At 68.0% G+C, this 22578-nt stretch carries 19 protein-coding genes; 11 read left to right on the top strand and 8 right to left on the bottom strand.

Going from position 1 to position 22578, the window contains the following annotated elements; translation table 11 throughout:
* Positions 1 to 35: 35 nt before the first annotated feature.
* The gene (locus GO615_RS20395) at positions 36 to 656 is read left to right on the top strand and encodes a lysophospholipid acyltransferase family protein (RefSeq protein WP_169131451.1); all 621 of its coding nucleotides are present in this window, start codon (positions 36 to 38) and stop codon (positions 654 to 656) included.
* A gap of 13 nt (positions 657 to 669) precedes the next feature.
* Positions 670 to 1614, top strand: a complete 945-nt coding sequence (locus tag GO615_RS20390; RefSeq protein ID WP_169131449.1) for a phosphatidate cytidylyltransferase — start codon at positions 670 to 672, stop codon at positions 1612 to 1614.
* Positions 1615 to 1671: 57 nt separating this feature from the next.
* Here the strand turns inward: GO615_RS20390 and GO615_RS20385 are convergent, their stop codons facing one another.
* Entirely contained in the window at positions 1672 to 2640 is a 969-nt protein-coding gene (locus GO615_RS20385) for a recombination-associated protein RdgC (RefSeq protein ID WP_169131447.1), read from the bottom strand.
* Between the two features lie 85 nt (positions 2641 to 2725).
* A complete protein-coding gene (locus GO615_RS20380) occupies positions 2726 to 3196 on the bottom strand; it encodes an AtaL-like protein (RefSeq protein ID WP_169131445.1) in 471 nt (156 codons plus the stop codon).
* Positions 3197 to 3271: 75 nt separating this feature from the next.
* Here GO615_RS20380 and GO615_RS20375 point away from each other — a divergent pair, with 75 nt between their 5' ends.
* The 6 genes from GO615_RS20375 to GO615_RS20350 all read left to right on the top strand — a co-directional run bounded on the left by GO615_RS20375 (position 3272) and on the right by GO615_RS20350 (position 13699).
* The gene (locus GO615_RS20375; RefSeq protein WP_169131443.1) at positions 3272 to 3988 is read left to right on the top strand and encodes a 16S rRNA pseudouridine(516) synthase; all 717 of its coding nucleotides are present in this window, start codon (positions 3272 to 3274) and stop codon (positions 3986 to 3988) included.
* A 1014-nt stretch (positions 3989 to 5002) separates the two neighbouring features.
* A complete protein-coding gene (earP, locus tag GO615_RS20370; protein ID WP_169131441.1) occupies positions 5003 to 6166 on the top strand; it encodes an elongation factor P maturation arginine rhamnosyltransferase EarP in 1164 nt (387 codons plus the stop codon).
* Between the two features lie 58 nt (positions 6167 to 6224).
* The gene (efp, locus tag GO615_RS20365; RefSeq protein WP_169131439.1) at positions 6225 to 6782 is read left to right on the top strand and encodes an elongation factor P; all 558 of its coding nucleotides are present in this window, start codon (positions 6225 to 6227) and stop codon (positions 6780 to 6782) included.
* A 132-nt stretch (positions 6783 to 6914) separates the two neighbouring features.
* Positions 6915 to 7325: a hypothetical protein gene (locus GO615_RS20360; protein WP_169131437.1), complete on the top strand. Its 411-nt coding sequence runs from the start codon at positions 6915 to 6917 to the stop codon at positions 7323 to 7325.
* Between the two features lie 3 nt (positions 7326 to 7328).
* Positions 7329 to 13010 (top strand): excinuclease ABC subunit UvrA, encoded by a 5682-nt coding sequence (uvrA, locus tag GO615_RS20355; RefSeq protein WP_169131435.1) that lies wholly within the window; start codon positions 7329 to 7331, stop codon positions 13008 to 13010.
* Positions 13004 to 13699, top strand: a complete 696-nt coding sequence (locus GO615_RS20350) for a cytochrome b/b6 domain-containing protein (protein ID WP_169131457.1) — start codon at positions 13004 to 13006, stop codon at positions 13697 to 13699. Before uvrA ends, GO615_RS20350 begins: the two co-directional genes overlap by 7 nt.
* Positions 13700 to 13708: 9 nt before the next feature.
* On the opposite strand, the gene GO615_RS20345 is transcribed toward GO615_RS20350, so the two are convergent.
* Positions 13709 to 14191, bottom strand: a complete 483-nt coding sequence (locus GO615_RS20345) for a YbaK/EbsC family protein (RefSeq protein WP_169131433.1) — start codon at positions 14189 to 14191, stop codon at positions 13709 to 13711.
* 159 nt (positions 14192 to 14350) lie between these two features.
* Here GO615_RS20345 and GO615_RS20340 point away from each other — a divergent pair, with 159 nt between their 5' ends.
* Positions 14351 to 14875 (top strand): thioredoxin domain-containing protein, encoded by a 525-nt coding sequence (locus GO615_RS20340; RefSeq protein WP_169131431.1) that lies wholly within the window; start codon positions 14351 to 14353, stop codon positions 14873 to 14875.
* Between the two features lie 17 nt (positions 14876 to 14892).
* Here GO615_RS20340 and GO615_RS20335 read toward each other — a convergent pair whose 3' ends face one another.
* The 3 genes from GO615_RS20335 to GO615_RS20325 all read right to left on the bottom strand — a co-directional run bounded on the left by GO615_RS20335 (position 14893) and on the right by GO615_RS20325 (position 18077).
* Positions 14893 to 15579 (bottom strand): potassium channel family protein, encoded by a 687-nt coding sequence (locus tag GO615_RS20335; protein WP_169131429.1) that lies wholly within the window; start codon positions 15577 to 15579, stop codon positions 14893 to 14895.
* Positions 15572 to 16900: a TrkH family potassium uptake protein gene (locus GO615_RS20330; RefSeq protein WP_169131427.1), complete on the bottom strand. Its 1329-nt coding sequence runs from the start codon at positions 16898 to 16900 to the stop codon at positions 15572 to 15574. The genes GO615_RS20335 and GO615_RS20330 overlap by 8 nt, the downstream gene beginning before the upstream one ends.
* Positions 16901 to 17165: 265 nt before the next feature.
* Positions 17166 to 18077 (bottom strand): LysR family transcriptional regulator, encoded by a 912-nt coding sequence (locus tag GO615_RS20325; RefSeq protein ID WP_169131425.1) that lies wholly within the window; start codon positions 18075 to 18077, stop codon positions 17166 to 17168.
* Between the two features lie 110 nt (positions 18078 to 18187).
* On the opposite strand from GO615_RS20325, the gene GO615_RS20320 reads away from it, so the two are divergent.
* Positions 18188 to 18985 (top strand): thioesterase family protein, encoded by a 798-nt coding sequence (locus GO615_RS20320; protein WP_246262387.1) that lies wholly within the window; start codon positions 18188 to 18190, stop codon positions 18983 to 18985.
* A 57-nt stretch (positions 18986 to 19042) separates the two neighbouring features.
* Positions 19043 to 20263 carry an MFS transporter gene (locus tag GO615_RS20315; RefSeq protein ID WP_169131421.1) on the top strand — a complete coding sequence of 407 codons (1221 nt, stop codon included), beginning with the start codon at positions 19043 to 19045 and terminating at the stop codon, positions 20261 to 20263.
* An 84-nt stretch (positions 20264 to 20347) separates the two neighbouring features.
* On the opposite strand, the gene GO615_RS20310 is transcribed toward GO615_RS20315, so the two are convergent.
* Both GO615_RS20310 and GO615_RS20305 read right to left on the bottom strand, forming a co-directional pair.
* Complete coding sequence (locus tag GO615_RS20310) at positions 20348 to 20821, bottom strand: c-type cytochrome (protein WP_169131419.1); 474 nt, start codon at positions 20819 to 20821, stop codon at positions 20348 to 20350.
* Positions 20822 to 21044: 223 nt separating this feature from the next.
* The gene (locus tag GO615_RS20305; protein WP_169131417.1) at positions 21045 to 22532 is read right to left on the bottom strand and encodes a DegQ family serine endoprotease; all 1488 of its coding nucleotides are present in this window, start codon (positions 22530 to 22532) and stop codon (positions 21045 to 21047) included.
* Positions 22533 to 22578: the final 46 nt, after the last annotated feature.

Raw genomic sequence — 22578 nt, 5'->3', positions numbered from 1 at the left:
GATTTGTATAAGAGACAGCCCCGACACATCGCCCGATGAAACTCGAACGACTCTGTGCCGCAATCCTGTGCGCGCTGGCCCGCACGATCACCGGCGCCCGCGCGATCTGGCAAGGCTGCCCGCCCGACATGCGCCGCCGGATCTACTTCGCCAACCATTCCAGCCACATCGACTTCCTGCTCACCTGGGCTGCGCTCCCGCCGGTGGTGCGCGCAGTGACCCGGCCCGTAGCAGGGTCCGACTACTGGCTGGCGTCGCCGCTGCGGCGCTTCATTGCCTGTCGCGTGTTCCGCAGTGTGCTGGTCGACCGCCGCCCCGGCGCTGGCGGCGACGCCGTGGCGCGGATCGGCGAAGCGCTCGCGGCGGGCGACTCGCTGATCTTCTTTCCCGAGGGCACCCGCAACACGGGCGAGGAGCTGCTGCCCTTCAAGAGCGGCCTGTTCCACCTCGCGCGCAGCCACCCGGAGGTCGAACTGGTGCCGGTCTGGATCGAGAACCTCGGCCGCGTGATGCCCAAGGGCAGTTACCTCCCGGTGCCGCTGCTATGCACACTGACCTTCGGCACGCCACTGCGGCTCGAGCCGGGCGAGACGAAGGATGCCTTCCTGCACCGCTCGCGCAAGGCCCTGCAGGCCACCGCCTCCCTCCACTGCTGACCGACGCCCGACGATGACACCCGGAAACCTGCAACTGACCGTGTTCGGCGGCGCCTTCGCGCTGCTGCTGGTCGCCAGCCTCGTCGCCGCCATCCTCCGCCTGCGCCTGGCGCCGGAAGGGCAGCACGCGCTCGTGGACAACCTCGTCGCGCGCATCAACGCGTGGTGGGTGATGATCGGCGTGCTCGCCGGCGCCTTCCTCGTCGGCGACACGGGCATCGTCTTGCTCTTCGCCTTCATCTCCTTCCACTGCCTGCGCGAGTTCATGTCGATCACGCAGACGCGCCGCGGCGACCATCGCGCGCTGCTGTGGTGTTTCTTCCTGTTCCTGCCGCTGCAGTACTACCTGGTCGCGATCGACTGGTACGGGCTGTTCTCCATCCTGATCCCCGTCTATGCCTTCCTGCTGCTGCCGATCTCGGCCTCGCTGGGCCAGGACGCGACGCGCTTCCTGGAGCGCGCGGCGAAGGTGCAGTGGGGGCTCATGATCTGCGTCTACTGCCTGTCGCACGTGCCCGCGCTGCTGACGCTGGACATTCCCGGCCACGCCGGACGCAGCCCGCTGCTGATCCTGTTCCTCATCCTCACGGTGCAGTCGAGCGACGTGTTCCAGTACGTGTGGGGAAAACTGCTCGGCCGGCGCAAGCTCGCGCCGGCGATCTCGCCGTCGAAAACCGTCGAGGGGCTGATCGGCGGCGTGCTGACCTCGACCGCCGTGGGCGCCGCGCTGTGGCAGATCACCCCATTCACGCCGCTGCAGGCCGGCCTGATCGCCTTTACCGTGAATGTGATGGGCTTCTTCGGCGGCTTCGTGCTGTCCGCGATCAAGCGCGACCGCGGCATCAAGGACTGGGGCACCCTGATCGAGGGCCACGGCGGCATGCTCGATCGCGTCGACTCGATCAGCTTCTCGGCGCCGATCTTCTTTCACATCGTGCGCTACTGGTGGGTGCCCTGAAGCCGCTCACCGGGGCCGCCTGCGGCTCCGGTGCTTGCGGCCTGCAGGCACACCGCCTCAGAACGGCGCGTCGCTCGCCGACGCGGTCGCGAACGCGACCCCCTCCGCTGCGGCCGGCACCTCGCCGCCCTTCAGTTCCCCGCCCAGCGCCGCGACGACGGCCGGCAGCAGGCGCTGCAGCTCGCCGGTCATCAGCGCGAAGCCCGCGTCGAACAGCGCGCGCGCGTCCTCGGCGCCGGCCTGGTCGAGGTTTTCCTTCACCACGTCGAGGAAGTCGAGGCGCTTGATCTCGAACTTCTCGGTGAGCACGAAGCTCACGCGGTCGTCGAAGGTCAGCGCGAGGCGGGTCGGCAGCTTGCCCGCCGTGAGGTGAGCGCGCACCTCGTCGCCTTCGAGCGGATGGCGCACGTAGCGCACCGCGGCCTTGTCCTCGCTGACCGAACGCAGTTCGCAATCCTGGTCGATCGTGAAGCCGGCGGGCGCCTCATTGCCCGCGAGCCAGTCGGCCATCGCGCTGGTCGGCGACAGCTCCGTGCGCACGAGCGCGAGCGGCAGGGTGTCCAGCGTCTGGCGCAATACCTCCAGGACGTCCTCCGCACGGGCCTGGCTGGGCGCATCGATGCCGAGCCACCCCCCGACCGGGTCGATCCATGCAAAGGCCTTCCTGCGCCGTGTAAACGCGCGCGGCAGCAATTCCTGCAAAACCTGCTCGCGCAGATCCTTCATCTGCTTGCGCCCGGGCTTGTAACCCTGCTGCTCGGCCAGCGCCTCGGCGCGTTCCTCGGCCTCCTGCTTGACCACCGACGAGGGCAGCAGACGGTTCTCCACGCCCAGCGCGATCAGCCACTGGCCGCCGACCTGATGCACGAGGAATTCGTCACCGGTGGGCGAGAGCCAGCCGCGGGTTTCCTGGTCCTGGCTGCCGCAGGGCTGGAAGCGCTTGCGCGCGAGTTGTTCCTCCAGCGTCTCGGCCGTCATCGTCCAGCCGGCGGGAACGCGATAGATCTGCAAGTTCTTGAACCACATGGGGAAATTCGTCCGTGTTGCGGGGGGTTAAATGGAAAACTCGTGAAAAACTCGCGGAAAATGCGCGAGAAATGCGGGCGCAGCGCTACTGGACGCGCCCCGACTCGGCGATCATGCGGATCACGCGCAGGGTGTCGACATCCGACTGATGGTAGGCCGACTTGATGTATTCGACATAGGCGACATCGTCGCCGATGCCCTGCTCGGTCAGCGTCGTGCGGTACTGGAAGCGCAGCACCATGGTGTCCCGGGCGGGCTCCTCGATGCCGATCGTGAGGCTGCCGCCGGCATGCGCCGCGGTGCGCTCGGTGTCGAAACGCACCCATTCCATCGGCTGCAACGTCACGCGGTCGCGGATCACGGCACTGCCGAACCTGAGCTCGCGCACCAGCTCGGTGTCGCTGCGCGACAGGATCGTGCACGCCTCCAGGCCGGGCAGGAAGGGGCGCGAATCCTCGGCGCGGCACAGCAGGCCGAACCACAGCTCCTCACGCGTGAGCGGCGCCACGAGCGGGTTGTCCGGGTCGTTGACGACCAGCAGATGTTCAAAATTCACCAGCAGGCTCCAAGTACGGGTTCGACCATGGTAGCGGGGCGATAGTGTCCCACATGTTTCGGTTAGCATCCGCCCATGCACATCGAACGACTACTCCATTCCCAGGGGTTCGGCAGCCGCAAGGAATGCCGCGCCCTGATCCGTGCCGGCCTGGTCGCTGTCGCAGGCCGGATCCTCGACAACCCAGCCGAAGACTTCGCGCCCGAGGGCCTCGAATTCAGCGTAGACGACGAAACCTGGGTCTATCGCGAAAAGGCCTACCTGATGCTGCACAAGCCCGCCGGCTACGAGTGCTCGCGCCGGCCGCAGTTCCACCCCTCGGTGTTCGCGCTGCTGCCCGACATGCTGGCGAACCGCGACGTGCAGTGCGTCGGGCGGCTGGACCAGGACACCACCGGCCTGCTGCTGCTCTCCGACGACGGCCAGTTCATCCACCGCTGGAGCTCGGGCAAGAAGCGCACGCCCAAGGTCTATGAGGTCACGACCAAGCACCCGGTGGACGACGCCTTGATCGCCGTCTTGCTCGAGGGCGTCGAACTCCTCGACGAACCGGCACCGATCGCCGCGGCAGCCTGCCTGAAAACGGGGGAGCGGAGTCTACGGCTGACGATCACCGAAGGCAAGTACCATCAGGTCAAGCGCATGCTCGCCGCAGCCGGCAACCGTGTCGAGGCCTTGCACCGCAGCGTCGTCGGCGGACTGTCCCTGCCCGACGACCTCGCACCGGGCGAATGGTGCTGGCTCGAGGAAGCCGATCTCGCACGCCTCGCCGATTACGACGAGACCGACTGAGCGCGCGGTTTTCCCGTCGGGCGGGCGCAGCGCAGCGAATCCCGCCACGACTTCCTGCGGGCGATTTACGGAGCGTGAAGCGGCGGGATCCGCCTTCGGCTCCTCCCGCCCGATGTCCCTGAACGCCCCGCCTGCATGGTCCGCAACCCGGCTTTCGGACCGTGTCTTCCTGCCTCTCCCTGCAGACCACGCTCCCCTCGAACGAGGGCAGGTCCCCGTTCCGGGGCTTGCCCCGGCCGCTTCCCGCAGTTTCAGGTTTTGTTCTTCTGTATTTCTTTAAATTTAAAAGATAAAGAAGAATATAGGCGGCCATTTTCTGTGGATAAGTCCAGATCCACCAATGCCTGCAAGCCTTTCGTCGCGGTAGAACCCCGTAGACAAGTGCCCCGTTCACCTGTGTGGCGATTGTGGCTCGTTTTGGCTGTTCACGAATTTCCGCTCCTTCCCCACAAAGTCTCCCTGTGCTCCTCCACCGACTTATCCACTGGAGGAGCCGTTCAGGAACGGGAAGGCCGCTGTGCGATGCAGTTGACGCCAGATCGGACACCTGTCCGGCATCGCGATGCCGAGCCCGAACACGAGCTGCGGCCGACGCCGGTCTTGCGACCGATTCGGCTGCGAGGTGTGCAAGGCCATAGGACGGTGTAGCCGAAGGCCGAATGGGGCGACTTCACCGCCACTGCACCGAAGGCGCCTTGCTTGCACGGACCTCTGGCGGGAGACGCTTTGCTGCTCCCGCCCTGCGAGAGCGCGTGCGATTCCCCTGGCGCCGTGCCGTGGAGGTTTTCCTTTTAGTAGTTTGTTTTATTTAAAAGATAAAGATATATATAGTGTCGCGTTTTCTGTGGATAAGTCCGTCTTCGCCAGCGCCCGCAGGCACTCCGGGACGGTAGAACTCCGTAGATAAACCCCCGGTTCACCTGTGTGGCGATTGTGGCCCGTTTTCCGGTCGATGCCGATCCAGCCCTTTTCCCACAAAGCATTCCCCTCCTTTTCCCGCACTTGTCCACCGCCATGAGCCTTGCCGACGCCGCGCCCGCCTTCGACTGGGACATCTTCTGCCGCGTTGTGGATAACTTCGGGGATATCGGCGTCTGCTGGCGGCTGGCCAAGGCATTGGCGCACGATCACGGGTGCGCGGTCAGGTTGTGGGTGGACGACTGGGGGACCTTCGCGCGCCTGTGCCCGGCGGCGGCCGATGCGGGTGACGCAGTGCGGGTGGAGGGGGTCGAGGTGCGTCGCTGGCGCGAGCCCTTTCCCGAGGTGCTGCCGGCACGTGCGGTCGTCGAGGCCTTCGCCTGCGAGCCGCCCGCCTCCTACGTCGAGGCGATGGCCGCCGCGACGCCGCGGCCGCACTGGATCAACCTCGAATACCTGTCGGCCGAGGACTGGGTCGAGGGCTGCCACGGGCTGGCCTCGCCGCATCCGCGCCTGCCGCTGGCGAAACGGTTCTGCTTCCCCGGTTTCACGGCGCGCAGCGGTGGTCTGCTGCGCGAACGCGGGCTGCTCGACGCGCGTGACCGTTTCCAGGCCGACGCGATAGCGCGGCGCGACTGGCTCGCCGGCCGCGGCATTCCCGTGCCCGCGGAGGGCGCTCGCCTCGTGTCGCTGTTCGCCTACGAGCAGCCGCAGTTGCCTGAACTCCTGCGCCTGTGGGCCGGCGCCCCGCGCCCGACCCTGCTGCTGGTGCCGGAAGGCCGCGTGCTGGGCGACGTGCTGCGCTTCTTCGGGCGCGCGGAAGCACGGGCCGGCGAGATCCTTGCCGCGGGCGCTCTGAGCACGGTCGTCCTGCCCTTCCTCGACACCGCCGACTACGACCGCCTGCTGTGGGCCTGCGAGCTCAACTTCGTGCGCGGCGAGGATTCCTTTGTGCGCGCGCAGTGGGCCGCGCGGCCCTTCGTGTGGCACATCTACGAGCAGGACGAGGCTGTGCATCACGACAAGCTCGACGCCTTCCTCGCGCGTTACCTGGCCGGACTCGACGAGGCTGCATCCGACGCGACCCATGCGTTCTGGAAGGCGTGGAACGGCGAGGGCAGCCTTGCCGCCGCGTGGCCCGCGTTCGCCGATGCGCTGCCGCAGCTTGTGCCGCACGCGCGTCGCTGGTCGGACGGGCTCGCGGCGCTGCAGGATCTCGCGTCGACCCTGGTGCAATTTTCCGAACTCACGGTAAAATAACCGGTTTTTTACATTGTGCGGCCAAAATGTCCGCGCCCGATCTACATCAGGAAACAGCATGAAAACCGCACAGGAACTCCGCTCCGGCAACGTCATCATGGTTGGCAGCGACCCGCTGGTCGTGCAGAAAGCCGAATACAACAAGTCCGGCCGCAACGCTGCGGTCGTGAAGATGAAGCTCAAGAACCTGCTCACCGGCGCTCCCTCGGAGTCGGTGTACAAGGCCGACGACAAGTTCGAAGTCGTCCAGCTCGATCGCAAGGAAGTGACCTTCTCCTACTTCGCCGATCCGATGTACGTGTTCATGGACGCCGACTACGAGCAGTACGAAGTCGAATCCGAGAACATGACCGACGCGCTGAAGTACCTCGAAGACGGCCTGCAGTGCGAAGTCGTGTTCTACAACGGCAAGGCGATCTCGGTCGAACTGCCGAACTCGGTGGTGCGTGAAGTGGTCTACACGGAACCCGCCGTGAAGGGCGATACCTCGGGCAAGGTCATGAAGCCCGCCAAGCTCGCGACCGGCTTCGAACTGCCGGTGCCGGCCTTCGTCGAAATCGGTGACAAGATCGAGATCGACACCCGCACCGACGAGTACAAGAACCGCGTGAAGTAATCCGCGCGTTCCGCGTCGCGACAGGAAGGGCCCGCCAAGTGCGGGCCCTTCGTCTTTTGCGGCGCCCGTTCGCCTTGAACTTTCGGCATCCGGCGATATCTTGAGAGCACCATGCCTGCAAGGAGTACAAGAATGAAGAAGACCCTGTTTGTCGTGCTGATCGCGGCCCTGTCTGCCGGACTGGCCGCCTGCAACCGCGAAGCCCCCGCCGAGAAGGCCGAAACCGCCGGCAGCCAGGCGATCGAGGCCGCGAAGGAGTCCGCCGCCAAGGCCGGCGAGGCGGCCCAGAAAGCCGGCGAAGCGGCGACGGCAGCAGCCCAGGCCGTGACCGAGTCCGCGAAGGAGGGCGTCGAGAAGGGCAAGGAAGTCGCCGGTGAAGTCGGCGAGGCCGCGAAGGAGAAGGCCGTCGAAGTCAAGGAAGCGACCACCGAGGCTGCGCAGAAGGCCTCGGAGCTTGCGCGCGACACCGCGACGAAAATCAAGGAGGCCGGCAAGGAAGCGGTCGATGCCGCAAAGGATGCGACGCGCAAGGAAGAAAAATAAACGATGTCCGACCGCATCCGCATCTTCGGCGCGCGCCAGAACAACCTCAAGAACCTCTCGCTCGATATCGCGCTGAACGAGCTGACGGTCGTTACCGGAGTCTCGGGCTCCGGCAAATCCTCGCTGGTCTTCGACACCTTGTACGCCGAAGGCCAGCGCCGCTACGTCGAGACCTTCTCGCCCTACGCGCGGCAGTTCCTCGACCGCATGGACAAGCCGCAGGTCGACCGCATTGAGGGCGTGCCGCCGGCGATCGCGATCGACCAGACCAACCCGGTGCGCACCTCGCGCTCCACGGTCGGCACGATGACCGAGCTGACCGACCACTTCAAGCTGCTGTACGCCCGCGCGTCGAAGTTGTATTGCCGCGGCTGCGGCAAGCCGGTGCGGCGTGACGACCCCGACAGCGTGCATGCGGCGCTCGCCGAACGCTGCGCGGCGGAGGACCCGCGCTTGGTGCTGACCTTCGCGGTGCCGGTGCCGAAGAATTTCAGCGAAGACGAAGTCACGCAGCTGCTGAACCAGCAGGGCTACACGCGCATCCATGCGCGCGAAACGACGGATAGTGGCGACCTGCTGCACGTCGTGCAGGACCGCTTCCGTTTCTCGAATGCCGAACGCAGCCGCGTCAGCGAAGCGATCGAGACGGCGATGACCCATGGCCATGGCCGCCTCGCGGTGCGCGCGCAGCATGACGAAGGCGAGACGGTGTGGCGCTTCTCGCGCGACCTGCACTGCGCCGACTGCGACATCCACTATTCAGATCCGACCCCGGGCCTGTTCTCCTTCAACTCGCCGATCGGCGCCTGCGACACCTGTCGCGGCTTCGGGCGCGTGATCGGCGTCGATTTCTCGCTGGTGATCCCGGACGAATCGAAGACGCTCGCCGAAGGCGCCGTGAAACCCTGGCAGACCGCGAGCTACCGCGAATGCCAGGACGACCTCGCGAAGATGGCGAAGAAATACGGCGTGGCGATGGACGTGCCGGTGCGCGACCTGCCGCCGGAACATCGCGCGTGGCTGCTCGAAGGCGACCCGGAATGGAAGAGCTGGGAGGCCTCGTGGCCGCGCAAGTGGTACGGTGTGCGCCACTTCTTCGACTGGCTGGAGACAAAAGCCTACAAGATGCACATCCGCGTGCTGCTGTCGCGCTACCGCAGCTACACGGAATGCCCGGCGTGCAAGGGGGCCAGGCTGAAGCCGGAGGCGCTGCTGTGGCGGCTGGGTACGGAGCCCTTGAACGACTTTCGTGGGAGCGGCTTTAGCCGCGAATCCACCGGCTCGGCTCCGTTTGACGCCGATTCGCGGCTGAAGCCGCTCCCACAGCACCGCTACGGCCTCGCCATCCACGAGCTGATGGCCCAACCGGTGAGCCGCGTGCGCGACTTCATCGCCCGCGTCGAACTCCCCTCCGGCCTCGACGAAGCCACCGAACTGCTGCTCGGCGAGATCCGCAGCCGCCTCGACTACCTCGCCAACGTCGGCCTCGCCTACCTCACGCTCGACCGCCAGTCGCGCACGCTGTCGGGCGGCGAAGTGCAGCGCATCAACCTCACGACCGCGCTCGGCACCTCGCTCGTGAACACCCTGTTCGTCCTCGACGAACCTTCGATCGGCCTGCATCCGCGCGACATCGACCGCATCCTCGCGGTGATGACGAGATTGCGCGATGCCGGCAACACGCTGGTCGTCGTCGAACACGACCCGCAGCTGATGTCCGCCGCCGACCGCCTGCTCGACATCGGCCCCGGCCCCGGCGAACGCGGTGGCGAGATCGTCGCCTACGCCCCGCCGGCCGAGCTCGCCGCCGACCCCACGTCACTCACCGGCGCCTACCTTGCCGGCCGGAAACGCGTCGATGCCGGCCGCAAGCTGCGCCCGGTCGGCAAGCACGACCCCGTGCTGCGCCTCGTCGGCGCGCGTGAGCACAACCTGCGCAGCCTCGACATCGAGATTCCGCTCGGCAAGCTGGTGTGCGTGTCCGGCGTGTCGGGCTCGGGCAAGTCCACGCTGATCCAGGACGTGCTCCACCCCGCGCTGGCGAAGCATTTCGGCCAGGCGACCGAGGCGCCCGGCGCCTACGAGCGCCTCGAAGGGCTGGACCAGCTCGCCGGTGTCGTGATGGTCGACCAGTCTGCGATCGGCAAGAGCGCGCGCTCCAACCCGGTCAGCTACGTCGGCGCGTGGGACGCGATCCGCGCGCAGTTCGCGGCGCTGCCCGAAGCCAAGAGCCGCGGCTACACGCCGGGCACCTTCAGCTTCAACTCCGGCACCGGCCGCTGCCCGACCTGCACCGGCTCGGGCTTCGAGCATGTCGAGATGCAGTTCCTGTCCGACGTCTACCTGCGCTGCCCGGACTGCGACGGCAAGCGCTACCGGCCCGAAGTGCTGGAGCTGACGTGGCGCGACAAATCGGTGTCCGACGTGCTCGACATGACCGTGTCGGAGGCGCTGGCCTTCTTCGCCGACCAGCCTGCCGTGCAGGCTGCGCTCGCGCCGCTCGCCGACGTCGGCCTCGAATACCTGAAGCTCGGCCAGCCGGTGCCGACGCTGTCCGGCGGCGAGGCGCAGCGCCTCAAGCTCGCCGGCCATCTCGCGGAAGCGGCGAAACTATCCGGCAAGAAGTCGAAGGCGAAATCGCAGCCCGGTCGCCTGCTCTTCCTCTTCGACGAACCGACGACCGGCCTGCACTTCGAGGACGTCGCGACCCTGCTGCGCGCCTTCGAAAAGCTCCTCGACGCCGGCCACGCGCTGGTCGTCATCGAACACAACCTCGACGTGCTGCTCGCCGCCGACTGGCTCATCGACCTCGGCCCCGAAGGTGGCGAGGACGGCGGCGAACTGGTCGTCGCCGGCACGCCGCAAACGGTCATGGCCTGCGCCAGCTCCCATACCGGGGTTGCGATGCGCGCCTACGCCCAATCGCTGGGCAAGCCGACGACCGCGGTGGCCGAGCCCGTCGCGCGCTACCGCCCGGTCGCCGCGCCGGCGATCGAGATCCGCCATGCGCGCGAGCACAACCTGAAGAACGTCAGCCTGACGATCCCGCGCGACCGTTTCACCGTCATCACCGGCCTGTCCGGTTCCGGCAAGTCCACGCTCGCCTTCGACATCGTGTTCGGCGAAGGCCAGCGCCGCTACCTCGAATCGCTCAACGCCTACGCGCGTCAGTTCGTGCAGCCCGCCGCGCGCCCCGACGTCGATGCGCTGTTCGGCATCCCGCCGACGGTCGCGATCGAGCAGCGCGTCTCCCGTGGCGGCCGCAAGAGCACGGTCGGCACGCTGACCGAGATCCAGCCTTTCCTGCGCCTGCTGTACGTCAAGCTCGGCACCCAGTTCTGCCCGAAGTGCGACGTCCCGGTGTCGCCACAGAGCTTCGACGCGATCGCGGCGCAGATCCTGCGCGACTACCGCGGCGCCTCGGTCGAACTGCTCGCGCCCCTGGTGACGAACCGCAAGGGCCTGTACACCGCGCTCGCGAAATGGGCCAAGGGCAAGGGCTACGCCCAACTGCGCGTCGATGGCGACTACCTGCCGACGGCGAAATGGCCCAGACTGGACCGCTACGTCGAGCACACCATCGAGCTGCCAGTCGGCCTCGTCGTCGTCGGCCCCGAGCACGAGGCGGCGTTGCGCACCCAACTGGCCGAGGTGCTCGAGCACGGCAAGGGCGTCGTCAAGGTGCTGCAGCTCGGCAAGGTCGGCGCCCAGCCGCACACCTTCTCGACGCTGCGCGCCTGCCCGTCCTGCGGCGACAGCTTCCCGGAGCCGGATCCGCGCCTGTTCTCGTACAACGCCAAGCATGGCTGGTGCGAAAGCTGCTACGGCACCGGCCAGCGCACCATCGGCCGCGTCGAGGACGCCAACGAGCTGGATCTCGCCGAGACCGAACAGGTCACGGAAGAAGTCTGCCCGAGCTGCGACGGCGCGCGCCTGAACCCGGTCGCGCGCGCCGTGCGCTTCCGCGAGCTCGGCATCCATGAACTCTCCGCGCAGCCGGTCGCCAAGGTCGCCGGCTTCTTCGAGACCCTCAGCCTGGAAGGCCGCGAGACCGACATCGCGCGCGACCTGGTCACCGAGATCCGCGGCCGGCTCGACTTCCTGCAGCAGGTCGGCCTCGCCTACCTCGCGCTCGATCGCGGCGCGCCGACGCTCTCGGGTGGCGAGGCGCAGCGCATCCGGCTGGCCGCCCAGCTTGGCTCCAACCTGCGTGGCGTGTGCTATATCCTCGATGAACCGACCATCGGCCTGCACCCGCGCGACAACCGCATGCTGCTCGACACCCTCGAAGCCTTGCGCGACCGCGGCAACACGTTGCTCGTCGTCGAGCACGACGAGGACACGATACGGCGTGCCGACCACGTCATCGACCTCGGCCCCGGCGCCGGCGTGCGCGGCGGCGAAGTCGTCGCCGAAGGCAAACTCGCCGACTTGATGGCCGCCCCGCAATCGGCCACCGGCGCCTGCTTCCGCGCGCCGCTGCAGCACCCGATGCGCCCGCCGCTGGCGATCGGCGACGACCACCCCTTCCTCGTCGTGAAGAACGCGACGCTGCACAACCTGCGCTCCGTCGAAGCGCGCCTGCCGCTCGGACGGCTGACGGTGGTGACCGGCGTGTCCGGCTCGGGCAAATCCACGCTCGCGCGCGACGTGATCCACGCCACCCTGCACGCGCTGCTCGGCGATCCCGACGCGCAGCGCGCCCGCCGCCGCGGCGAGGCGCAGACGAGCGCCGCTGAGCCGGTCGGCTGCGAACGCATCGAAGGCTGGCAGGCGGTCGGCCGCGTGCTCGAAGTCGACCAGACCCCGATCGGCAAGACGCCGCGTTCCTGCCCCGCAACCTATGTCGGTTTCTGGGACGCGATCCGCAAGCTCTTCGCCGAGACTTTCGAGGCGAAGACGCGCGGCTGGAACGCATCGCGCTTTTCGTTCAACACCGGCGCCGGCCGTTGCCCGGTATGCGAAGGCCAGGGCCAGACCACCGTCGAGATGAGCTTCCTGCCCGACGTGAAGCTGCCGTGCGATGCCTGCGGCGGCGCGCGCTTCAACCCCGAGACGCTCACCGTGCGCTGGCGCGAAAGGACGGTCGCCGAGGTGCTGGCGATGCCGGTCGACGAGGCGGTCGACTTCTTCGCTGCACATCCGTCGATAGCGCATCCCCTGGCGCTGCTGCAGGACGTCGGTCTCGGCTACCTCACGCTGGGCCAGCCCAGCCCGACGCTGTCGGGCGGCGAGGCGCAGCGCATCAAACTCGTCACCGAGCTCGCGAAAGTGCGCGGCCGCGCAGGGGAGAGCGCCAAGACCGGCGGCCGTCCGCTGCCGGCCGAAAAACATACCCTCTACGTGCTCGACGAGCCGACCGTGGGCCTGCACATGGCCGACGTCGACAAGCTGATCCGCGTGCTGCACCGCCTCGCGGATGCCGGCCACACCGTGCTCGCGATCGAGCACGACCTCGACGTGATGGCCGAGGCCGACTGGCTGATCGACCTCGGTCCCGAAGGGGGCGACGGCGGCGGCAGGATCGTCGCGCAGGGGCCGGTTGCGGACGTGTGCGCGGGCAGCGGCTCGCATACCGCGCGCATCCTCGGGGAATTTCTCGCGTCGCGCGCTGTTAACGGGGAGGGCGCTGCCGCCTCGGTAATCCCCGCCTCGGGCAAGACGAAGAAAGGAAGAAAATCGTGAAGCACCCCATCCTGCTGTGGGACCTCCCCACCCGTCTCGCGCACTGGCTGCTCGTTGCGTTGGTCGCGAGCGCGATCCTCAGCGTGAAGATCGGCGGCAACGCCATGGAATGGCACGGTCGCATCGGACTGGCGATCCTCGGCGTCGTCGTGTTCCGCGTCGTCTGGGGCGTCGTCGGCTCCACCTATGCGCGCTTCACCCAGTTCCTGCCGACGCCCGCCGCGATCGGCGCCTACCTGAAGGGGCACTGGCGCGGCGTCGGGCACAACCCGCTCGGCGCGCTGTCGACGGTCGCGCTGCTGTCGCTGATGGCGGGACAGGCGCTGGCGGGCGCCTTTTCCAATGACGACATCGCCTTCTATGGTCCCCTCTACCAGGCGATCTCGAGCGAGCTGTCGACCTGGATCAGCGGCCTGCACCGCCAGGCCGAATGGATCGTGTACGGCCTGGTCGCGCTGCACGTCGGTGCGGTGATGTGGCACACGCACGTGAAGAAGGACAACCTGATCCGCCCGATGATCACCGGCGTGAAGGCGGTGGACGACCCCGCGATCCCGCCCGCGCGCGGCGGCGGTCCGGTGGCGCTGGTTTTCGCCCTCGCGATTGCCGGACTGGCGGTGTGGGCGGTGTCGGGCGGCCTGCTGCCGCCGCCGGTCCCGGTTCCCGCCGCGACGACGCCCGCCTGGTAGGCGCGGCCTTTACTGCCGCACGTCGCTCCATGCGGCGCCGGTGAGCGCCTGCAACTGCGCCGGCGTCAGCGGGAACACCGAGAACGGCGTGCCCGCGGCGGCCCACAGGGTGTCGAAGCGCCGCAGGTCCTCGTCCAGCAGCAGCTTCACCGGCTGCGCATGGCCGAGCGGGGCGACGCCGCCGATCGCATAGCCGGTCGCGCTGCGCACGAAATCGGCGTCTGCGCGCGCGAGCGCCTCGCCCACCTGCGCGGCGACCTTCGCCTCGCTGACACGGTTGTCCCCGCTCGCGACGACGACGACCGCCTGTCCGCTTTCCTTGCCGCGGAAGACGATGGACTTCGCGATCTCGGCGACGGTGCAGCCGATCGCCGCGGCCGCCTCCGCGCTGGTGCGGGTCGGCTGTTCGAACTCGACGACGCGCGTGTCGACGCCGGCTTCAGCCAGGAGTTGTGCGGTGCGCAGGGCGGTCGGATGCTGGGCGGGTTTCATGGCGGTACGGGGGCGCAAAGCGTGGAATCTTAGCCCTGGGCGCGAGCGCGTCCAAGCCACGCGCGGGGGGGCGCTTGACGCCTGTCAATGAGCGCGGGTGCGCGGCAGGCGATCCTTTTCCAACTGGTACGACGAGCGCACGGCGATGGAGCGGACGACATGAAAGGACGGGCGGCAGCGGGGATCGCTGCGGGATTCGGTATTGCCACGCGCGCGTGGGTGCGCCGGCTCGCGTGGCCGGCACTTGCGCTCGCGCTCTTCGCGGCCGCGTCTGCGCGCGCGGAGGACCTCGCCGCCCTGTCCGCCGCGCCGGCCGCGGTGAGCGCCGCGGACACCCGTCCTGCGGTTGTCGTGCTGTGGACGCCCGGCTGTCTCGCGTGCCGGAAATCGCTGGGCGAGCTCGAGCGATTCGCCGCAGGCGCGACGCGCGAAGGGGTCGTGCTGCGCACCCTGGTCCCCGCCGACGAATACGAGGCGGCACGGTGGATGCTCGCGGACCGCGGCATCGTCCTGCACCTCGCGGTCGTCGAGGACGTCCTCGACGCGCCGACCCGCCGCCTGCTGTTCGACACGCCCCTTGCCTACGCGATCGACCGTGACGGCAAGGTGGCTGCCGCTCGCGGCGGGCTGCTACGGCTGCGCCTGCTGGAAGAGCTGGGGAAGGCTGCGCAGGGCGGCGACTGACCCGAACCCCGCGTCGCTCACTTCTGGCTTGCGAAAGCCTCCACCTTGCGCGTCGGCCCCGACACGATCAGCAGGTCGTCGGCCAGGACGCGCGAGTGCGGGGTGGCGTGCTGGAAGTCCTCGTTGGCGCGCTTGATGCCGACCACCGTGACCCCGAACTTCTCGCGCACCCCGGATTCGGCCAGCGAGAGCTGGTGGGTCGCTGCGGGCGCATGCACTTTCGCGATCGCGAAGCCGTCGTCGAACTCGATGTAGTCGATCATCCGCCCCGAGATCAGGTGCGCGACGCGCTGACCCATGTCGGCTTCCGGATACACGACGTGGTGCGCGCCGATGCGCTGCGCGATCTGGCCGTGCTCGGGCGTCATCGCCTTGACCCAGATGTCCTTGATGCCGAGTTCGGTGAGCGCCATCACGGTCATCAGGCTGGACGCGAGGTCGGTGCCGATGCCGACGATGCCGTGCGCGAAGTCGGCCACGCCGAGCTGGCGCATCACCGAGACATTGGTCGAATCGGCCTGCACCGTGTGCGTGAGCAGGTCGGCCCAGGCCTGGACCGGCTCGCCGTCGCGGTCTATGCCCATCACGTCGTGCCCGAGGCGCATCAGCGACTGCGCGACGGCGCCGCCGAAGCGCCCGAGGCCGATCACGACGACGCTGTCGCCCTTCGAGAACGAGAACTGTTCGGTAAATAGCCTAGCCAACAATGGGATGCTCCTCAGGATAGCGGAAGGGCATGCGCCGCTCGCCCAGTGCGAGCGAGGCTGCGAGCGTGATCGTGCCGACGCGGCCGACGTACATCAGCGCGGTCAGCATCAGCTGGCTAGACGGCGGCAGGTCGGCCGTGATCCCGGTCGACAGCCCCACCGTGCCGAACGCCGAGATGACTTCGAAGATGATCTTGTCGGTCGCGAACTGGGTGCTGCGCAGCAGGAACAGGGTGCCGAGCACGATCATCGCGCTCCCGAGCACCAGCACCGTGATCGCCTGGCGCTGCGCGGAGCTGCTGACGCGGCGGCCGAAAGCCTCGCTGTCCGTATGGCCGCGCACCTCGGCAACCACCAGCAGCACGAGGATCGCCGCGGTGCCGACCTTCACGCCGCCCGCGGTGCCGGCGCTGCCGCCGCCGACGAACATCAGGAAGTAATGCAGCGCCCAGCTCTCGTGCGTCATCGCGCCGATGTCGAGCGCGTTGAAGCCGGCGGTGCGCGCCGACACCGACGCGAAGGCCGCGTTGAGCAGTTTGTGCGGGATCGCCATCGGCCCCAGCGTGCCCGGGTTGGACCACTCGGCGGCGAGCAGCATCAGGAAGCCGCCGGCCAGCAGCACCGTCGTGCCGACCAGCGTCAGCTTCGTGTGCAGCGACCAGTGGCGGGGATCGCGCACGCGCATGCGCAGGTCGTGCAGCACCGGGAAGCCGATCCCGCCGACGACGATCGCCACCATCACCGGCAGCAGCATCGCGGCGTCCGACGCATAGCGCACCAGGCTGTCGGCATGGATCGAGAAGCCCGCGTTGTTGAACGCCGACACCGAGTGAAACAGCCCGCTCCACGCCGCCTCGGCCCACGGCAGCTCGTAGGCGTAGTGCAGGCGCAGGGTCAGCACGGCCGCGATCGAGCTCTCGAACAGGAAGGTCACGAGCAGCACGAGGCGTGCGACGCCGGACACGTCGCCGATGCCCAGCGTATGGGTCTCGACCTGCGTGATGAGCTTGGTGCGCAGGCGCAGCGAGCGGTTCACCATCAGCCCCAGCAGGGTCGCGGCGGTCATCATGCCGAAGCCGCCGAACTGGAACAGCATCATCACGACGAACTGGCCGAAGCCCGACCAGTAGGTGCCGGTGTCCACGATCACGAGACCGGTCACGCACACCGCCGACACCGCCGTGAAGAAGGCGGGCAGGAAAGGTGCGCCGACGCCTTCCGCGTGCGCGACCGGCAGCATCAGCAGCGCGGTCCCGGCGAGGATCGCGAACAGGAAGCTCAGCGCCACGGCGCGGGTGGGATGGAGCAGGGATTTCATCGCAAGTCGGCGGCGAACATGTCCTGATTGCGGGTCCGGCCAGGCGGAAAGGTGTGGCAGCGTAGCGGAAATGCCGGCGGGCGACTACCTTCTGCGCGTGTCTAGGAGCCTGTCGGACTTAAAGGAAATCGGCTGCAAATCCGCCTGGGCGGTCCATATTTCGCCGCTTATTTGGTCAATAGAATGACCATTGACCTGCAAAATCGACAAAATCTGTCCTCGCACAGCCGAATTTTCGCTTCGATTCTTCAAGTCCGACAGGCTCCTAGGCCTGCCACGGCGGCACCGGCTTCAGCATCGCCTCCAGCTCGTCGATCAGCACCTTCACCTTCGGCAGGCGCGCCCGGCTCGGCATGTAGCACGCGTACAGGTGTCGACCGAAGTCGATGCGCGGCGTGTAATCCGTCAGCACGCGCACGAGCCGTCCGTCGCCCAGCTCATTGCAGCACAGGTAGGTCGGCAGGATCGCCAGCCCATGCCCGGCCAGCGTCGCATCGAGGATGCTCGCCGGCTCGTTGAACTGGACGCGGCCGCGCACCGGGATCGCGACTTCGGCGCCGGCGCGGTCGACCAGGTGCCAGATGCGCTTGTCGGAGAGCAGGAAGCTGAAGCACTGGTGATCGACCAGCTCGCGCGGATGCCGCGGCATGCCGTGCCGCGCAAGGTAGGCGGGCGCCGCGCAGATCACCGTCTGCATCGTGAAGATCCGCTTCGCGACGACGTCCTCGGGCGGCGTCTTGCAGAAGCGCAGCGCGAGGTCGATGCGGTCCTCCGCGAGGTCCACGAGCGAGTTGGTGAGGATCAGCTCGCACTCCAGCTCCGGGTAGCGGGCGGTCAGGCGTGGCAGCAGCGGGGCGACCCAGATGCGGCCGAACACCACGCTCGCGCTGATGCGCAGCAGCCCGCTGGGCGCGTCGCCGAGGTTGCGCACCGCGACCTCCGTCAGCTCCACCGACTCGAGCGCGCGCAGCGCATGCTGGTAGAACACTTCGCCCGACGGGGTCAGGAAGAGCTTGCGCGTCGAACGGTCGAACAGGCGCACGCCGAAGCGTCGCTCGAGCTCGCCGATCTGCTTGCTGACCTGTGCGCGCGTGCAGTCCAGGCGGCGGGCTGCTCCCGCCATGCTGCCGCTCTCGACGACTTTCACGAAGGTGTCCCAGCTTGCCAGCCAGCTCATGTGTCAATCTCTAGTGTCAACATATCGTTGACGTAACGGCAACTATTATCGGCTTTTTGTTTCCGTAATAGTCGGTTAAATTTCCCGTGACATACGCTAGGGTATTGAACATGCACACGAGCATCACACTTCCCGAAGCCTTCTTCCTGCCGCTCGGCGACGACGCCTACCAGCCCACCGAGGCCACGATCGGCCCGTGGTCGGTGGAGAGCCAGCACGGCGGGCCGCCGATCGCGTTGCTGGCGCAGGCGCTGCGGCGTTTTCCGTCCGAGTTCGGGCTCGACATCGCGCGCATCACCTTCGAGATCCTCGGCCCGGTGCCGGTCGAGCCGTGCGAGCTCCGCGTGCGCGTGCTGCGTCCGGGCCGGCGCATCGAGCTGATCCAGGGCGAGATGCTCGTCCGCGGCAAGCCGGTCCTGCTCGCCCACGCCTGGCGCGTCGAGCGCAAGCCCGAGAGCGCCGTCGCCGTCGCCGACCCCTTTGCGGTGCCGCCGCTGCCCGAGGCGCAGGCGCAGGTGTTCTTTCAGGGCGTCGACTACTTCCCCTATGCCGACGCGCTCGAATGGCGCTTCGCCGACGGCAGCTTCCGCGAACCCGGCCCGGCGGCGGTGTGGGCACGCCCGCGCATCCCGCTCGTCGCCGGCCAGCCGACCGACGGCATCGAGGCCCTGCTGCTGATCCTCGACTCCGCCAACGGCATCAGCGCCGAACTCGACATCCGCCATTGGACCTTCGTGCCGGTGGATCTCACCCTCAACATGCATCGTCATCCGACCGGCGAATGGTTCGGCATGTCCGCGCGCACCATCATCGACCCGGGCGGCATCGGCACCGTGACGACGGCGGTGTTCGACCGCGACGGCGCGCTCGGCCGCAGCCTGCACACGCTGTTCGTGCGCAAGAAGTAGCCGGGAAGCACGCCCCCGACCCCAATCCGACCATAACGATAAAGAAAGAAGGCCCCCATGCTGCGATCCCTCAACAGCCGCGCCGCGCTGATCGTCACCCTCTCCGCCGCCGGCATCCTCATGGTGACGATGGGCGCGCGCCAGTCGCTGGGCCTGTTCGTGTCCCCGCTCAACACCTCCACCGGGCTGGGCATCGCGACGATCAGCTTCGCGCTCGCGGTCGGCCAGTTCATGTGGGGCGCGATCCAGCCGGTCGCCGGCGCCTTCGCAGACCGCTACGGCGCCGCGAAAGTACTCGTCGCCGGCCTGATCGTCCTCGCGTTCGGCAGCGCCCTCACGCCCTTCATGGGCTCGGGCTTCGGCCTGGTCGTGTCGCTGGGCCTGCTCTCGGCAATGGGCGCGGGTGCGGGCAGCTTCTCGGTGCTGATCGGCGCGGCGGCACAGCGCCTGCCGCTCGAGGCGCGCGGCACCGCGTCGGGCGTGATCAACGCCGGCGGCTCCTTCGGCCAGTTCGTGTTCGCGCCGGTGCTGCAGAAGCTGATCCAGTCGATCGGCTGGATGGGCGCGATGTGGTCGATGGCGCTGATGACGCTGGCCGCGCTGCCGCTGGTGCGCGTGCTCGTCGATCCCAAGCACGCGACGCACCACCACGGCGCGCACGAGGACGCGGGCCTGTGGCGCACGGTGCGCCAGGCGATGGGCGACCGCAGCTACCTGCTGCTGCACGCCGGCTTCTTCACCTGCGGCTTCCATATCGCCTTCCTCGTCACCCATCTGCCGGGCGAAGTGGACCTGTGCGGCCTGCCGCCGACGGTCGCGAGCTGGTCGCTGGCGATCATCGGCCTGTCCAACATCGTCGGTAGCCTGTATGCGGGATCCTGCGTGTCGCGCTACCGCAGCAAGCACATCCTTGCGGCGATGTACGGTTCGCGCGCGCTGCTCGTCGCGATCTACCTGATGGCCCCGAAGACCGCGCTGACCTTCTACCTCTTCGCCGCCGGCCTCGGTTTCACGTGGCTCGCGACCGTGCCGCCGACCGCGGCCATCGTCGGCAAGCTGTTCGGCATCCGCTACCTCGGCACGCTGTTCGGCCTCACGCTGCTGTCGCACCAGATCGGCGGCTTCCTCGGCGCGTGGCTGGGCGGCATCGCGATCACCGAGTTCGGCGACTTCTCGTGGATGTGGTACGCGGACATGGCGCTTGCCGCGATGGCAGCAGTGGTGAACCTGCCCATCCGCGAGGCGCCGGTGCTGCGGCCCGCGGCGCAGCCGGCCTGAATGCCGTCCCCGAAATGAAGATGGCCACCCCGCAGGGTGGCCATCTTGCCGTTCACCGAATTCGCTGGACCGGCGCGGCGCGCCTCACTCCTCGACGCGGTACTTGTCGTGACAGGCCTTGCACGCCTTGCCCATCTCGCCGAACTGGGCCTTGATCGCGGCCTGGTCGCCGGTCATCGCGACCTTCTGCAGCGTGTTGGCCTGCTCGATGAAGTTCTTCGCGATCTTGCCGACTTCCTCCTGCTCCTTGAAGAACTCCGCCTTCACGCGCGTGTCCTTCCAGCCCTTGCCCTTGTCGGTGCCGGGCAGGTACAGGGCGCCCATGCCGGAGTTGGCCGTCGCCGCGATCACGTTCGCGGCGGCGATGACCTGGTCCTTGTTGTACGGCGTCGTGCCGTCGACGACCTGCGCCTTGATCTTGCCCATGTTCCACGCCATGAAGGTGTAGCCGGACTGGCGGTTCTTGATCGCGTCCTCGGGCTTCATCTGCGCGGCGGCGAGGCCGGCGAGGGACAGGGCGAGGAGGCCGGTGGCGGCATGGGTGAGGAGCTTCTTCATTGTTCGTTCTCTCATTCAGGTGGTTGGAAAAAAGCCGTAAGGCGCGAGCGGCCGCATGCGTGCCGGCTCGCAATGATCCTGCGCGAATATGAACAGCAGTCTATCGGGATTTATTCCACGGCCAAGACGCGTGTGACCCAGGTCACACAGGGCCGCTGTCGGGGCCGTCTGCAGCGGGGTCCGCCGCCGCCACGTGTGCGGCGCGGACCCGCTGCGGCGGGCTTCAGCTGCCCGTGCGGATCGGCACGAAGATGCGCGTGCCGCCGCGTTGCACCAACAGCGCGAAGCGGTTGCCGACCTTCTCCATCATCTGGCGGAAGGCCTGCACCGTGGTCACCGGCTGGTTGTTAACGGCCAGCACGACGTCGCCCTGCTGCAGGCCCGCCTGCGCCGCCGGACCATTCACGCGCTCGACCAGCAGGCCGCCGCGCACGCCCAGCTGCGCCGCCTCCTCGTTGGTCAGCGCCCGGCCCGCCAGACCCAGCTTGCCGCCCGCATCCTCGCCGCGCGGCTTGTCGCCACCGCCCTGCACCTCGGCCAGGGTCTCCGGATTCATCTCGCCCAGGGTCGCGCTCACCGTGCGGCTCTTGCCCTCGCGCCAGATCTCCAGCTTCACGCTCGTGCCGGGGCGCTTGTCGCCGATGATGCGCGGCAGGTCTGCCGACTCGCCGACGCTGGTGCCGTCCACGCCCAGTACCACGTCGCCCGGCTTCAGGCCCGCCTTGTCGCCGGCGCTGTCGGGCTCCACGCTCGCGATCAGCGCGCCGCGCGGCTCGGTCAGCCCGAAGGACTGCGCAAGCTCCTTGTCCAGCCCCTGGATCGCGATGCCGAGCTTGCCGCGCTGCACGCGGCCGTACTTCACGATCTGGTCCTTGACCTTCAGCGCGACGTCGATCGGGATCGCGAACGAGATGCCCATGAAGCCGCCGGAGCGCGAATAGATCTGCGAGTTGATGCCGATCACCTCGCCGCCGAGGTTGAACAGCGGCCCGCCCGAGTTGCCGGGGTTGATCGCGACGTCGGTCTGGATGAAGGGGACGTAGTTCTCGTCGGGCAGGCGTCGTGCCTTGGCCGAGATGATGCCCGCCGTCACCGTGTTGTCGAAACCGAAGGGCGAACCCACGGCGACCACCCACTCGCCCACGCGCGCGCGTTCGGCGTCGCCCGTGCGCACGGTCGGCAGTCCGGTCGCGTCGATCTTCAGCAGCGCGATGTCGGTGCGCTTGTCGGTGCCCACCACCTTGGCCTTGAACTCGCGCTTGTCGATCAGCTTCACCGTCACTTCCGACTCGCCTTCGCCGACCACGTGCGCGTTCGTCAGCACGTAGCCGTCGCTGCTGACGATGAAGCCCGAACCCACGCCGCGCTGGGTGCGCGGCCCGCGGTTGCCGTGCCCCGGCTGCCCGGGCATGCCCGGCATCGGCACGCCGAAGCGGCGTAGAAAGTCGTAGAACGGGTCGTCGGGCGACAGGCCCGGCACGTCCTCGCCCATCGGGCGCGCCTTTTCCTTCTGCGTCACCGCGATATTCACCACGGCGGGGCCGACCTGCTCGACCAGATCGCCGAAATCGGGCAGGCCGAAGCGGTTGAGCTGTGCCGCCTGGGCCGTCGGCACCGGGCTCGCGGCGAGCGCCGACGGCACCGCGAGGCCGTCAATGAAGGCGGAGCCGAGGCCCAGCGCCAGGGCGGTGACAAGGATCGTCTTGCGCATGTTGTGCTTTTCCCCTGAGTTGTCATCAATCCGTCGCGTAGACGCA

The sequence above is a fragment of the Aromatoleum evansii genome, assembly GCF_012910805.1.
Taxonomy (GTDB): Bacteria; Pseudomonadota; Gammaproteobacteria; order Burkholderiales; family Rhodocyclaceae; genus Aromatoleum; species Aromatoleum evansii.
Note: the sequence above shows the minus strand (reverse complement) of the source record. Positions and strands in the feature narration are given on the sequence as shown.